Annotated in this window: 13 protein-coding genes; 12 read left to right on the top strand and 1 reads right to left on the bottom strand. The window is 36.5% G+C overall.

Going from position 1 to position 12,901, the window contains the following annotated elements; all coding sequences use genetic code 11:
* Nucleotides 1–50 precede the first annotated feature (50 nt).
* The 9 genes from IGI63_RS04440 (at nucleotide 51) to IGI63_RS04400 (ending at nucleotide 7,079) form a co-directional block, all read left to right on the top strand.
* Complete coding sequence (locus tag IGI63_RS04440) at nucleotides 51–839, top strand: glycosyltransferase family 2 protein (protein WP_104875327.1); 789 nt, start codon at nucleotides 51–53, stop codon at nucleotides 837–839.
* Complete coding sequence (locus tag IGI63_RS04435; protein WP_002370382.1) at nucleotides 839–1,666, top strand: glycosyltransferase; 828 nt, start codon at nucleotides 839–841, stop codon at nucleotides 1,664–1,666. The genes IGI63_RS04440 and IGI63_RS04435 overlap by 1 nt, the downstream gene beginning before the upstream one ends.
* 3 nt (nucleotides 1,667–1,669) lie before the next feature.
* A complete protein-coding gene (locus IGI63_RS04430; RefSeq protein ID WP_002362119.1) occupies nucleotides 1,670–2,383 on the top strand; it encodes a glycosyltransferase family 2 protein in 714 nt (237 codons plus the stop codon).
* Between the two features lie 121 nt (nucleotides 2,384–2,504).
* On the top strand, nucleotides 2,505–3,371 hold the full coding sequence (rfbA, locus tag IGI63_RS04425) for a glucose-1-phosphate thymidylyltransferase RfbA (protein ID WP_002364387.1): 867 nt from the start codon (nucleotides 2,505–2,507) through the stop codon (nucleotides 3,369–3,371).
* Nucleotides 3,372–3,383: 12 nt separating this feature from the next.
* Nucleotides 3,384–3,956, top strand: coding sequence for a dTDP-4-dehydrorhamnose 3,5-epimerase (rfbC, locus tag IGI63_RS04420; protein WP_002356893.1), 573 nt, complete (start codon nucleotides 3,384–3,386; stop codon nucleotides 3,954–3,956).
* Between the two features lie 24 nt (nucleotides 3,957–3,980).
* The gene (gene rfbB / locus IGI63_RS04415; protein ID WP_002359895.1) at nucleotides 3,981–5,009 is read left to right on the top strand and encodes a dTDP-glucose 4,6-dehydratase; all 1,029 of its coding nucleotides are present in this window, start codon (nucleotides 3,981–3,983) and stop codon (nucleotides 5,007–5,009) included.
* Nucleotides 5,010–5,102: 93 nt separating this feature from the next.
* Entirely contained in the window at nucleotides 5,103–5,945 is an 843-nt protein-coding gene (gene rfbD / locus IGI63_RS04410; RefSeq protein WP_002356895.1) for a dTDP-4-dehydrorhamnose reductase, read from the top strand.
* Between the two features lie 58 nt (nucleotides 5,946–6,003).
* Nucleotides 6,004–6,729, top strand: a complete 726-nt coding sequence (locus IGI63_RS04405) for a glycosyltransferase family 2 protein (protein WP_002359897.1) — start codon at nucleotides 6,004–6,006, stop codon at nucleotides 6,727–6,729.
* Nucleotides 6,729–7,079, top strand: a complete 351-nt coding sequence (locus IGI63_RS04400; protein WP_429975392.1) for a DUF2304 domain-containing protein — start codon at nucleotides 6,729–6,731, stop codon at nucleotides 7,077–7,079. Before IGI63_RS04405 ends, IGI63_RS04400 begins: the two co-directional genes overlap by 1 nt.
* A 73-nt stretch (nucleotides 7,080–7,152) precedes the next feature.
* Here IGI63_RS04400 and IGI63_RS04395 read toward each other — a convergent pair whose 3' ends face one another.
* Entirely contained in the window at nucleotides 7,153–7,494 is a 342-nt protein-coding gene (locus IGI63_RS04395; protein ID WP_002356899.1) for an EamA family transporter, read from the bottom strand.
* A 247-nt stretch (nucleotides 7,495–7,741) separates the two neighbouring features.
* Between IGI63_RS04395 and IGI63_RS04390 the strand changes: the two genes are divergently transcribed.
* The 3 genes from IGI63_RS04390 to IGI63_RS04380 are packed head-to-tail and all read left to right on the top strand — an operon-like array spanning nucleotide 7,742 to nucleotide 12,899.
* Nucleotides 7,742–8,536, top strand: a complete 795-nt coding sequence (locus IGI63_RS04390) for an ABC transporter permease (protein ID WP_002356900.1) — start codon at nucleotides 7,742–7,744, stop codon at nucleotides 8,534–8,536.
* 12 nt (nucleotides 8,537–8,548) lie between these two features.
* A complete protein-coding gene (locus tag IGI63_RS04385; protein WP_002356901.1) occupies nucleotides 8,549–9,766 on the top strand; it encodes an ABC transporter ATP-binding protein in 1,218 nt (405 codons plus the stop codon).
* Nucleotides 9,756–12,899, top strand: coding sequence for a glycosyltransferase (locus IGI63_RS04380; RefSeq protein WP_429975391.1), 3,144 nt, complete (start codon nucleotides 9,756–9,758; stop codon nucleotides 12,897–12,899). The genes IGI63_RS04385 and IGI63_RS04380 overlap by 11 nt, the downstream gene beginning before the upstream one ends.
* Nucleotides 12,900–12,901 lie beyond the last annotated feature (2 nt).

The following is a 12,901-nucleotide window of genomic DNA, read 5'->3' as shown; positions in this document are numbered from 1 at the left end:
TGTGAAACATATGCTTTTTTTTTAAGACGATGTTTCAGTAGTAAGGAGAAATGAGCATGCAAGAAATGGTAACAATCTCGATTGTCACTTATAATAGTCGTTACATTTTTAATGTACTAGACCAATTAAAAGCCGAACTGGGTACTGATAGTATCTATGATCTTCATATCTATGACAATCATTCTGAAACAGCGTATCTTGAAAAATTAACAACATATGAACCATTTATTACTATCCATCGCGCTGAAGAAAATCAAGGGTTTGGTCATGGTCATAATCAAGTGTTATTCAATGCTTCGACAAAGTATGCAATTATTTTTAATCCCGATGTGTTGGTTACTAAAGACGTGCTTGATCGTCTATTAGACCGTATCAAAATAGATAAGAACATTGCAGTCGTTAGCCCTAAAGTGCTAAATGAAGATGGCACGACGCAATATTTAGTTCGTCAAAAATTAGATGTTTTCGATTATATGTTACGTTTTATTCCCTTTCAATTTGTAAAGAAAATTTTTGATAAACGTTTGAGTATTTATGAATGTCGCGATTTGTCGGATACAGAAACAACGGATATTAAAATGGGCTCAGGCTGTTTTATGTTGATTGATCGTGAAAAATTCGTTGAAATTGGTGGGTTCGATGAACGTTTTTTCATGTACTTTGAAGACAACGATTTATGTTTACGCTTTGGCAAAGCAGGCTATCGGATTCTCTATACGCCTTTTGAAACGGTTGTTCACATGTATGAAAAGGGCGCCCATAAAAGTCGAAAATTGTTTAAAATCTTTATGCAATCAATGGGAAAATTTTTTAACAAATGGGGCTGGAGGTTCTTTTAATGAGTCAAAGATTAGCGGTAGTCATCGTCTTATATCAAATGAAAATGGCTGATACGCCGAATTATTTGTTATTAAAAGAAGTGGTAGATCACCCCGAATTGCACTTATTTATTTATGACAACAGCCCACTTCCTCAAGAAGATGCATTATTTTTACAACAAAATGTTACTTATCGACATAATCCTGATAATCCAGGACTAGCGACCGCTTATAATGAAGCGATTGCTTTTAGTCAAACGAATCAATGTGAATTATTGTTGCTCCTTGACCAAGACACAGAAGTGCCAGCTTCTTATTTTGATACGTTGATCATCATGCCGTTAGATCCGACTGTGGCAGTCTATGTTCCAATTGTAGAAGCAAATGGACAACAAATTTCGCCAGTTTATAGTGATCAATATGTTGGACTTAAAGGAGCAAAGCCAACAGCAGGGATAGCCAACCAACCGTTGATGGCTATCAATTCTGGTACAGTCATTACGGCAGAAACACTGCGCTGGTTGGAAGGATTTTCGGAAGAATTTCCTTTGGACTATTTAGATCATTGGTTCTTTTATCAATTGAATCAAGCCAATAAAAAGATTGAAGTCTTACCAATCCACCTAAAACAAGAATTGTCTGTTTTAGATTATCGTACAATGAGTCCTCAACGTTATCGCTCTATTATTGAAGCAGAAACGTTATTTTATCGTCGATATGATCAAGAAAAGTTTTCCCATCATCGACGCCATTTATTTTTACGCAGTAGTAAGCAATTTTTAACTGTCAAAAATCGCCAAATTTGGCGGCAAACATTGGCAGAATTTCTCAAGTTAATGAAAGGATAATCTATGATCTCAGTTTGTATTGCGACATATAATGGAGAAAAATATCTCGCGGAACAATTAGATAGTATTCTTTTACAAGTCAGTGAAGAAGATGAACTAATTATTTCAGATGATGGTTCTACTGATCATACGTTGGAAATTTTGAGAACGTATGCAGCGAATTATCCCCAAATTCAATTGTTACAAGGTCCAGGGCAAGGAGTGATTGCTAATTTTGCATTTGCGCTTACGCATACGAAAGGCGAAGTAATATTTTTAGCAGATCAAGATGATGTTTGGTTGCCAAATAAAGTAACGACAGTGACAGAATATTTTGAAACGCACCCTGACATCCAAGTGGTTATTAGTGACTTGAAAATTGTTGATGCGGATTTACAAGTTACCAATCCCTCTTATTTTAAGTTTCGAAAAGTCAAACCAGGGTTTTGGCGAAATGCGATAAAAAGTGGCTATATTGGGGCAGGTATGGCCTTTCGTCAAGAGATGAAAAACGTCATTTTACCCATTCCGCCAGAAGTTCCTATGCATGATATGTGGATTGGCTTATTAGCTGCACGGAAAAAGCAAACGGGTCTCATTAAAGAACCATTAGTGCTTTACCGAAGACATGGAGCGAATGTCAGCCCTATTATTACCAAAACAAGTTTCCAACAAAAATTAAATTGGCGTGTGAATTTATTAAAAGCTTTACATCAGCGTTTAAAGGAACAACGCTAAACTTTTACAGATTTGTAAAATTTACGTAAAAAACATGACAAACCCTATGCTTAATGCGATAATAGGGAAGGATATTTGGTTTTATAGAAACTAAAAATAGAAGTATTTAAGGAGATTGTTCATGAAAGGAATTATTTTAGCAGGCGGAAGCGGGACACGCTTATATCCGCTAACAAAAGCAACATCAAAACAATTAATGCCAATTTACGACAAACCAATGATTTATTACCCAATGTCAACGTTAATGTTGGCGGGAATTAATGAAATTTTGATTATCTCTACACCAGAAGATACACCACGTTTTGAAAGCTTATTCGGCGATGGCCATGATTTAGGCATTCATATCGAATACGCGGTACAAGAAAGCCCAGATGGTTTGGCGCAAGCATTTATTATTGGTGAAGAATTTATTGGTGATGATAGTGTCTGCTTAGTTTTAGGGGACAATATTTATTATGGTGGCGGCTTATCAAAAATGTTGCAACGAGCGGCTTCTAAAGAGTCAGGGGCAACAGTCTTTGGCTACCATGTAAATGATCCAGAACGTTTCGGCGTGGTAGAATTTGATGAAGAGATGCGGGCGCTTTCTATTGAAGAAAAACCGGCACAACCGAAGTCAAATTATGCAGTGACAGGTTTGTATTTTTACGACAATGAAGTGGTTGAAATTGCGAAAGGAATCAAACCGTCAGAACGTGGGGAATTAGAAATAACAGACGTTAATAAAGTCTACCTTGAAAAAAATAAACTTTCTGTTGAGGTAATGGGCCGTGGCTTTGCTTGGTTAGATACAGGCACACACGAATCCTTATTAGAAGCGTCAACATTTATTGAAACAATTGAAAAACGTCAAAATTTAAAAGTCGCTTGTTTGGAAGAAATTGCTTATCGAATGGGCTATATTACAAAAGAACAATTGGTAGAATTGGCACAACCATTGAAGAAAAATGGCTACGGCCAATACTTGCTACGTTTAGCAGCAGAATAGGAGCGAAGAAACGTGAAAGTTATTGATACAAAATTACAAGATGTCAAAATTATCGAAATGGATGTTTTCGGTGATCATCGTGGCTTTTTTACAGAAAGTTATTCCAAAGCTAAATTTGCAGAACATGGATTAGACTTTGATTTTGTCCAAGATAATCATTCATTATCAACAGAAGCAGGTGTCTTGCGTGGATTGCATTTTCAAAAAGGCGAAGCTGCGCAAACAAAACTAATTCGCGTTGTAACAGGTGCGGTATTAGATGTGATTGTTGATATTCGTAAAGGGAGTCCAACCTATGGTCAATGGGAAGGCTACATTTTATCAGAACATAATCACCGTCAGCTTTTAGTACCAAAAGGTTTTGCCCATGGTTTTGTCACTTTGACACCGAACGTGAACTTTATGTACAAATGTGACAATTACTACAATGCGGCAGCAGACGGCGGTATTGCTTTTAACGATCCAGCGTTAGCTATTGATTGGCCAATTGCGCCAGAAAAAGCGATTACGTCAGAAAAGGATCAAAAACATCCAACCTTAAAAGAATTTGAAGCGGAAAATCCGTTTATCTATGGCGAAATTTAAGAAAAAAGTAGGAGAGTTTCAATTATGAAAAAAATCATCGTAACAGGTGGAGCTGGTTTTATCGGCTCAAATTTTGTTCATTATGTTGTAAAGAATCATCCAGAAGTTCATGTAACTGTATTAGATAAATTAACGTATGCAGGAAATGAAAAAAATCTTGAAGGTCTACCAAGTGATCGTGTGGAATTAGTCGTAGGAGATATCGCTGATGCTGAATTAGTTAATCGTTTAGTCGCTGAAACAGATGCGGTCGTTCACTATGCTGCTGAATCGCATAACGACAACTCATTAAACGACCCATTCCCATTTGTACAAACCAATCTGATTGGGACGTACACATTGATCGAAGCTTGCCGTAAAAACAATGTTCGTTACCACCATGTATCGACTGATGAAGTTTATGGCGATTTACCTTTAAGAGAAGATTTACCAGGACATGGAGAAGGCGAAGGGGAAAAATTCACTGCCGAAACGCCTTACAATCCTTCAAGTCCTTATTCTTCAACAAAAGCAGGATCTGACTTGTTAGTCAAAGCGTGGGTTCGTTCTTTCAACTTACAAGCAACAATTTCAAACTGTTCAAATAACTATGGTCCATATCAACATATTGAAAAATTTATTCCTCGTCAAATTACCAATGTCTTAAGCGGTATTACACCAAAACTTTATGGTGCTGGTAAAAATGTTCGTGACTGGATTCATACAAACGACCATTCTTCGGCTGTTTGGGCAATTTTAACAAAAGGGCAAATTGGCGAAACATATTTAATCGGAGCCGATGGTGAAGAAGACAATAAAACAGTGATGGAATTAATTTTAGAATTAATGGGACAACCTGTTGATGCCTATGAGCATGTCAACGATCGTGCAGGACATGACTTACGTTATGCGATTGATTCAACCAGATTACGCGAAGAATTAGGTTGGGAACCAGAATTCACGAATTTCCGTGAAGGCTTGGCAGAAACAATCAAGTGGTATACAGAAAATGAAGACTGGTGGCGTGCAGATAAAGAAGCTGTTGAAGCAAAATATGCACAAAATGGTCAGTAATTTTTTCTGACATGTGAGATAACAGTCGAAAGGCGATGGCAAAGTACAAAAGCTACTTTGCCCTGCCTTTTTTTCAAGAAGGAGCGAAAAAAAATGATTTTAATTACTGGTGGAAATGGCCAATTGGGCACAGAATTACGTCACCTATTAGACGAACAAGGAATTGAGTATGTTTCAACGGATTCCACAGAATTAGATATTACTGATGCGGATAGTACGTTGGCAAAAGTGAAAGAAATTCAACCAAGCGTCATTTATCATTGTGCTGCTTATACAGCTGTTGATAAAGCAGAAGACGAAGGCAAGGAATTAGATGAAAAAGTGAATGTAGATGGCACACGTCATGTTGCAGAAGCTGCTAAAGCAGTGGGGGCGACACTTGTTTACGTAAGTACAGATTATATTTTTGATGGAACTAAAAAAGAAGGCGTCTATGCGATTGATGATCAACCGAATCCTTTAAATGAGTATGGTCGGACGAAGTTATTAGGTGAACAAGCGGTACAAGAAATCCTGGACGACTATTATATTATTCGAACATCATGGGTATTTGGTCAATACGGTCATAACTTTGTCTTTACCATGCAAAAATTAGCGGAAACAAGAGACCAACTAACGGTAGTGGACGATCAGTTTGGCCGCCCAACTTGGACAAGAACGTTAGCCGAATTTATGGCATTTGTTATTGCAGAAAAAGCGCCATTTGGTGTTTATCATTTGTCTAATGAAAACAGCTGTAGCTGGTATCAGTTTGCTAAAGAAATTTTAAAAGATACTGAAGTGGAAGTACTGCCAGTGGATTCAACTCAATTTCCACAAAAGGCGCAAAGACCACAATATTCTGTCATGGATTTAAGTAAAACAGAAGCGTTAGGCTTTAAAATTCCTACTTGGCAAGAAGCCTTAGCACAAATGTTAGAAAATGTTCAACAATAAATTGTTTTGTGTAAGTGAGGGGTTTTGTTAGAGAAAAAGTGGAAAGGTGTTTCTCTTTATGAAGGTACTTTTAATCATTCCTGCTTACAATGAGGAAGAAAACATTTTGCGGACGATTGCTTCCATTGAAACATTTAAACAGGAAGTTACGCATTTTCAACATGAATTGGATTATGTGGTAATTAATGATGGCTCGACAGATGGAACCAAACAAATTTTAGAAGTCAACCAAATTAATGCCATTCATTTAGTGTTGAATTTAGGTATTGGCGGGGCGGTACAGACCGGCTATAAATATGCCTTAGAAAATGAGTATGATGTGGCGGTTCAGTTTGATGGTGATGGTCAACATGATATCAATAGTTTACCTATTTTACTGGAACCATTAGCAGAGGGTAAATGTGATTTTTCGATTGGCTCTCGTTTCATTCCTGGAAACGAAGCGGCTTTTCAAAGTACGAAAATGCGCCGTTTTGGTATTCGTTTGTTATCTTTTTGCATTCGAATGGCTTCTGGTAAAACAATTTATGATGTGACTTCTGGTTATCGAGCGGGAAATCGGAAAGTGATTGCTTTTTTTGCAAAGCGTTATCCGACAAATTATCCTGAGCCAGAATCGATTGTTCACTTAATTAAAAAACGTTTTGTGATTGTTGAAAGACCTGTCAATATGATGGAACGGCTTGGTGGTGTTTCTTCGATTCGTGCCTTGGCTTCTGTGAAGTATATGCTAGAAGTCGGCTCAGCAATTCTGATTGCTGCCTTTATGAAGGAGGGAGATTAATGCTACCAATCGTGTTATGGCTAGCTTTATTTTTATTTGCAATTGGCTTTTTCTTATACATTATTCGAGGGATTAATAAAAATATTTTTCTCCTAAAAAATGCTTTGATTTGGTTATTAATCTCAATTGTCTTAATTATTTTTGCTATTTTCCCGCATGTGGCAGAATGGTTAGCAATGGCCTTTGGGTTTGAAACAACATCAAACTTCTTATTATCAGCTGCGGTGATTGTCCTTTTAATCATGGAAATTAAAAATTCTGTGTTGATTTCAAAACACGAAAATCGCATTAAAACATTATTGCAAGAATTATCTATCATGAAATCTGAAGAAAATAAAAAAGATCGCTAATGTGTAGTGACCCTTAAAAGTTGGACCTGAAAGTCTAATATTTAAGGGTCAGCTCAATGAATAGCGATCTTTTTTATTTAAGATTCATAATCACAATGCCGACAATAATAACCACAGCACCAATAAGGGCATTCGTTGTGATTGTCTCTTTTAGAATAAGATTTGAAGCAATTAAAATAGCGATGTTTGTACAGGCAACGCCTAAAGGAACAATGTAAGAAACATCGGAACGACTAATAATTAACATCCATAAAATAAAACTAATTAAATAACAAAATAAACCTAATAAAGATATAAGTGAGATATTCATTGAAAAGATTGTTTGTTGGAGTTGGATGTTCAAACTGCTAGAACCTAGTTTAAATAAGACCAGACCAGCAGAAGACAGAAATACGTAAATAATAAAAAGAACCATAATTTCCCTTCTCTCAAAAATAGTTTCCGTGCAAAAAAATGCAAGACCTCCATTATTGTAGCATAATCTCCTAAAAATTGGACAAGATTTTTTAATATAGCGAAATCAGTTAAATTTTTCTTTATAAAAAGGGGTCTACTATTGAAAAGCTAGGCGTTTATCGATAAAATAGAAATGTTGTTTAAAATGGCATTTTTGTATCCAAAAATTTTAGATAAAAATAGTTTATTACGGAAGGAATAAGTATATGTTTAAAGAAACATTTTCAATTTTCAAGAATATTTTTCAGAACAAAAAATTGTTATTACAATTTTCATTTAATGATTTTAAGGCCAAGTATGCTGGTTCAGCACTAGGAATTGTCTGGGCGTTTTTAACGCCATTAGTAACTGTTTTGACGTATTGGTTTGTCTTTTCTGTAGGCCTTCGTTCTAGAGCTGGCGACAATATGCCATTCATTGTCTATTTAGTAACAGGGATGGTACCTTGGTTCTTCTTTTCAGATTCGTTATTATCAGCCACGAATGTGTTTCGTGAATATAGTTATTTAGTTAAAAAAGTCGTGTTTAATGTACAAATTTTACCAACATCTAAAATTTTATCGAACTTGTACACCCACTTGTTTTTCATTCTAATTGGTTTTGTAATTACTACAGCTAACGGTTATTACCCAAGTCTGTACAGTTTGCAATTAATTTACTACTTAGCTTGTTTATTAGTCTTTTTAACAGCAATTACGTGGATTACTGCTTCAACACAACCATTTTTACCTGATATTATGCAATTTATCAATATCATTATGCAAACAGTTATGTGGACATTACCAATTTTATGGCAACCAACTGGAATGATTGCGACAATCTTAAAAATCAATCCATTATATTATATTGTTCAAGGATACCGCGAATCTTATTTAGGCGGTGCATGGTTCTGGGAACATTGGCAATATAGCTTATATTTCTGGGGAGTTACTATTGTTTTACTATTAATTGGCTCAACCGTGTTTAGACGCTTAAAACCACATTTTTCAGATGTATTATAAGGAGAGAACGACATGTCAGAATATGCAATCGATATCCAACATATTACCAAAACATACAACATGTATAAAAAGCCGTCCGATCGGTTTAAAGAAGCGCTTAGTCCAACCAAAAAATCCTACCACGATTTGTTTTATGCGTTAGACGATGTCACGATGCAAATTAAAAAAGGCGAGATGATTGGCTTTGTCGGCGAAAATGGTTCTGGAAAATCAACTATGTTAAAAATTATTACAGGAGTATTAACGCCAACCTCCGGGTCCATGGTGATTAATGGGAAAATTTCAGCGTTGCTTGAATTAGGTTCAGGTTTTAACCCTGAATATTCAGGATATGAAAATATTTTCTTAAATGGAATGGTCTTGGGTTTTTCCCGAGAAGAGATGGAAGAGCGTGTCCAAGATGTCATTGATTTTGCTGACATCGGCGATCATTTGTATCAACCAGTTAAAACGTACTCTAGTGGTATGTTTGTCCGCTTGGCTTTTGCGGTAGCCATTAACGTGGATCCCGATATTTTAATTGTCGATGAAGCGTTGGCTGTCGGGGATTTAGAGTTTCAATTAAAATGTATGGAAAAATTTACGGAAATTAAAAATTCTGGTAAAACAATTTTATTTGTTTCTCACGATGTAAACTCCATTCGTCGTTTTTGTGACAGAACTTTTTGGTTGCAACACGGGAAAGTCGTTGAATATGGAGATACGATGGACGTGACGACCAACTACGAAAACTTTTTGAAAAAGAAATCAATTAAAACGGTTGACCGCGAAGCGACCATGAAAGATGAAACCCCAACACCAGATATTATTGAAGTGGATCATGCGGAACTTTTAAATGCGGATTATGAACCATTAGAAATGGTAACGCAAGATGAAAAAGTGATTGTAAAAATTGAATATACTGTCAAAAATGACCAAATTAAGAAGCCTGTTTGTGGGGTCGCTATTCGAACAGTGGACAATCATTATGTCTGTGGCTTAAATACGTTGTTAGATGGCGTGCAAATTCCTTGGAAAAAAGGACGGAATGTTTTTTATTTAGAATATGAAAAAATGTCATTATTAACAGGTGAATATTATTTTGATATTGCTTTCTTTGAGGAACATGCAACAGTCCCATTAGTCTACAAAACAAAATACGTGACGATGTTTATTACCGGTCGTTATGCCGGAGAAGGAATTGTCATCTTAGATCATAAATGGAAGGATACGACAAAAGATGAAGTATGATTTTGAAATGGAAACAGACGAGAGTACCAGTGTTGGGAAAATCGTAGCACAAATCAAAGAAAATAGTGATGTCTTGGAATTTGGTCCAGGTAATGGGCGAATGACTAGCTATTTGATGGAAGAAAAAAAGTGCCAGGTCTCAATTGTTGAATTAGACAAAGAACTTTATGATCATGTCAGTCAATTTTCAACAGATGCCTTTTATGGCAATATTGATGAAAATGATTGGGTCGAATACTTTGCTGGTAAGACGTTTGATTATATCGTTTTTGCAGATGTGTTGGAACATTTAATGAATCCTCAAAGCGCCTTAGCAAAAGTCAAACCATTTTTAAAACCAGGCGGTCAAATTTTAATCACGTTCCCTAATTTGGCGCATAATTCTGTCTTAATTGATTTATTTAATAATCGTTTAACATGGAATGAAACTGGGCTGTTGGATGCTACGCATAAATCATTCTATTTACAAGAAGGATTTGAAAAAGTTTTTGCAGAAGTTGGTTTATACATTGCCAAAGAAGATTTTACATTTAATCAAGTTGGCTACAACGAAATTCCTACGACGTATGAAGCGTTACCTGTAGAAGTACAAGCAGCTTTTAAAGCGCGTCCCTTTGGCGAAGTGTATCAGTACTTTTTTGCCTTGACTGCTGAACCAGTAGAACAGCCAGAGCGAGTGACACCAGTAAATTCATACAATGAAAAAAACGTTCATATTTTAATTAATTGCGGCGAAGAAAAAGAGACTGAGTTGGATCAACCAGTTGATTTACAAAAACCTGAAACAAAACAGTTCCAACTGAAGATACCGGAAGACGTCCAACTGATAAAATTATTCCCAAGTTTAACGGGGGCAATTATTAAATTATCCATGACGATAGACGGCGAGACAGTCCCAGTCGCAGCCACGAATGCTTTTCTGGTACAAGAGAATATCTATTATTTCTTAGATACGCAAGTACCTGTAATCGAAGTAACCGATGCACAAATGGCAGGCAAAGACCTGACAGTAGACATTGATTATTTCTTTGAAGGCAACTATTCAGAACGTGAAAATACCTTTATTCATGCACTGTTAGATGAAAGAAATCAATTTTTAGAAGAAATGAATAAACAGACGGAGACTGCCCCTATGCCTACTGGAAAATATAAACGAATCACGTTAACTAAATTTGATAAAATGATTAATTTAACCATCGACGATATTGCTCGCGATGTAGAAAATAACGTTTCTGTTATCAGAGGGTGGGCGTATGACAAACAAACAAATTATCCGCTAAGATTCAGCATTGCAGAAGCTAGTGAATCAGTCACTTATACGGTGGAAACAGAATATCGTCGGGATGTTATTGATATGTTTGAATTAGAAGGCGATCAAGATTATGGTTTTGTCATTACGATTAAAGACCCAGAAGATTTACCAGCCTACACGCTAAACATTGACACCAAATCAGGCCAGAAGGTTCAATACGTGGTGGAGCGTCCAAACATGGTTCAACCAGGTACGAAATTTGATCGAGCATGGCGTTCGATTCAGACACGTGGTTTGATGGGCTCAGTGAAGTGGTACTTTAAACGACAAGAAAAAGCAGAAGCCCCTGTTGACGTGGAGGCAGTTTTAGCGGAAATTAAAACGTTCCAATTTCAGCCTAAAATTTCTGTCGCTGTGCCTGTTTATAATGTCGAAGAAAAATGGCTTGCAGCGTGCGTTTCTTCTTTACAAAATCAGTACTATGAAAATTGGGAGTTATGTTTAGCAGATGATGCATCGCCAAGCGAACATATTAAGCCCATGCTAGAAAAATATAAAGAACTAGATCAACGAATCAAAGTTATTTATCGCGAAGAAAACGGACATATTTCAGAAGCAACTAACTCAGCTTTGTCGATTGCTACTGGCGATTTTATTGGTTTCATGGATAACGATGATGAATTAGCGCCACAAGCATTATATGAAGTGGTCAAAGCTTTAAATACAGACCCAACGATTGATTTTCTTTATACTGATGAAGATAAAATTACAGAAAATGGTCGTCGCTTCAACGCGTTTTACAAATCGGACTGGAATCCAGAACTGATTTTAAATCATAATTACATTACACACTTTGTTGTTGTGAAACGTGATTTATTAGAAAAAGTAGGCGGATTGAACTCAGCATATAACGGCGCTCAAGACTATGATTTCGTATTGCGAGCAACGGAACAAGCAACGAAAATCAAGCACATTCCTGGTATGATGTATCATTGGCGTGCCATTGAATCATCGACTGCTCTAAACCCTGAAAGCAAAGGTTACGCCTATGTGGCTGGTCAAAAAGCGGTTCAAGCGGCGACGGAACGCCGTGGCTTAAAAGCACAAGTAGAGATTGCCGAATTTTATGGTTCCTATAAAATTAACTATCTTTATGATCATGTGCCGATGGTATCATTGATTATTACGAATGATACAGAGAATATGAGTAGCTACTTACGTCAATTATTAGAAAAAACTGCCTATACAAATTATGAAATTCTATTGCCTGCACGCTTCGAGAATCAAATAAATATCCAAAATGACCGTCTTCGTTATGTTTCAACAGAAACTCGTCATGGCATGATTCAAGCTGCTAAGGGAGAATATGTGGCTTTATTAAATGCTGGATTGGTACCAACGAAAAATGATTGGTTAAAAGAGTTAATGAACATTGGTCAACAAGAGACCTCTGGTTTAGTGACTGGCCGCGTAGTTGACGCACGCTATCGCGTGGAAACAGTGGGAGTATCAGTTGATACAGACAAAGGTCGATTACTTTATCCTGAAAAAGGCACCCCTGGTAAAAGCTTAGGTTACTATTACAGAATTTCTTTACCAAGAAATATTCAAGCAGCAACTGAAGACTGCTTACTATTCAACAAACAACTTTACCTAAATTTAGAAGGAATTAACGAAAGCTTAGGAAAAGAATGGATGGGTGTCGATTTATCGTTACAATTTGCTAGCGCTGGTAAACGAAATGTATATGTGTCCTATGCAATTTTGAAAGCAGACGAAAAAATGCAAAACCATGATAAAAAAGGATCTTATAAAGAACTTGCGGAAAAATGGACCGCGGAAGCTTTAGTTGATCCCTACCGAAATCCGAAACATCTATAAGG

The sequence above is a fragment of the Enterococcus sp. DIV0086 genome (assembly GCF_050498705.1).
Lineage (GTDB): Bacteria > Bacillota > Bacilli > Lactobacillales > Enterococcaceae > Enterococcus > Enterococcus faecalis.
This window is presented reverse-complemented; position numbering and strand designations above follow the sequence as displayed.

Coding starts and splice junctions, on each gene's coding strand:
- IGI63_RS04440 (WP_104875327.1), top strand. CDS start 51: ATGAGCATGCAAGAAATGGTAACAATCTCGATTGTCACTTATAATAGT.
- IGI63_RS04435 (WP_002370382.1), top strand. CDS start 839: ATGAGTCAAAGATTAGCGGTAGTCATCGTCTTATATCAAATGAAAATG.
- IGI63_RS04430 (WP_002362119.1), top strand. CDS start 1,670: ATGATCTCAGTTTGTATTGCGACATATAATGGAGAAAAATATCTCGCG.
- rfbA (WP_002364387.1), top strand. CDS start 2,505: ATGAAAGGAATTATTTTAGCAGGCGGAAGCGGGACACGCTTATATCCG.
- rfbB (WP_002359895.1), top strand. CDS start 3,981: ATGAAAAAAATCATCGTAACAGGTGGAGCTGGTTTTATCGGCTCAAAT.
- rfbD (WP_002356895.1), top strand. CDS start 5,103: ATGATTTTAATTACTGGTGGAAATGGCCAATTGGGCACAGAATTACGT.
- IGI63_RS04405 (WP_002359897.1), top strand. CDS start 6,004: ATGAAGGTACTTTTAATCATTCCTGCTTACAATGAGGAAGAAAACATT.
- IGI63_RS04400 (WP_429975392.1), top strand. CDS start 6,729: ATGCTACCAATCGTGTTATGGCTAGCTTTATTTTTATTTGCAATTGGC.
- IGI63_RS04395 (WP_002356899.1), bottom strand. CDS start 7,494: ATGGTTCTTTTTATTATTTACGTATTTCTGTCTTCTGCTGGTCTGGTC.
- IGI63_RS04390 (WP_002356900.1), top strand. CDS start 7,742: ATGTTTAAAGAAACATTTTCAATTTTCAAGAATATTTTTCAGAACAAA.
- IGI63_RS04385 (WP_002356901.1), top strand. CDS start 8,549: ATGTCAGAATATGCAATCGATATCCAACATATTACCAAAACATACAAC.
- IGI63_RS04380 (WP_429975391.1), top strand. CDS start 9,756: ATGAAGTATGATTTTGAAATGGAAACAGACGAGAGTACCAGTGTTGGG.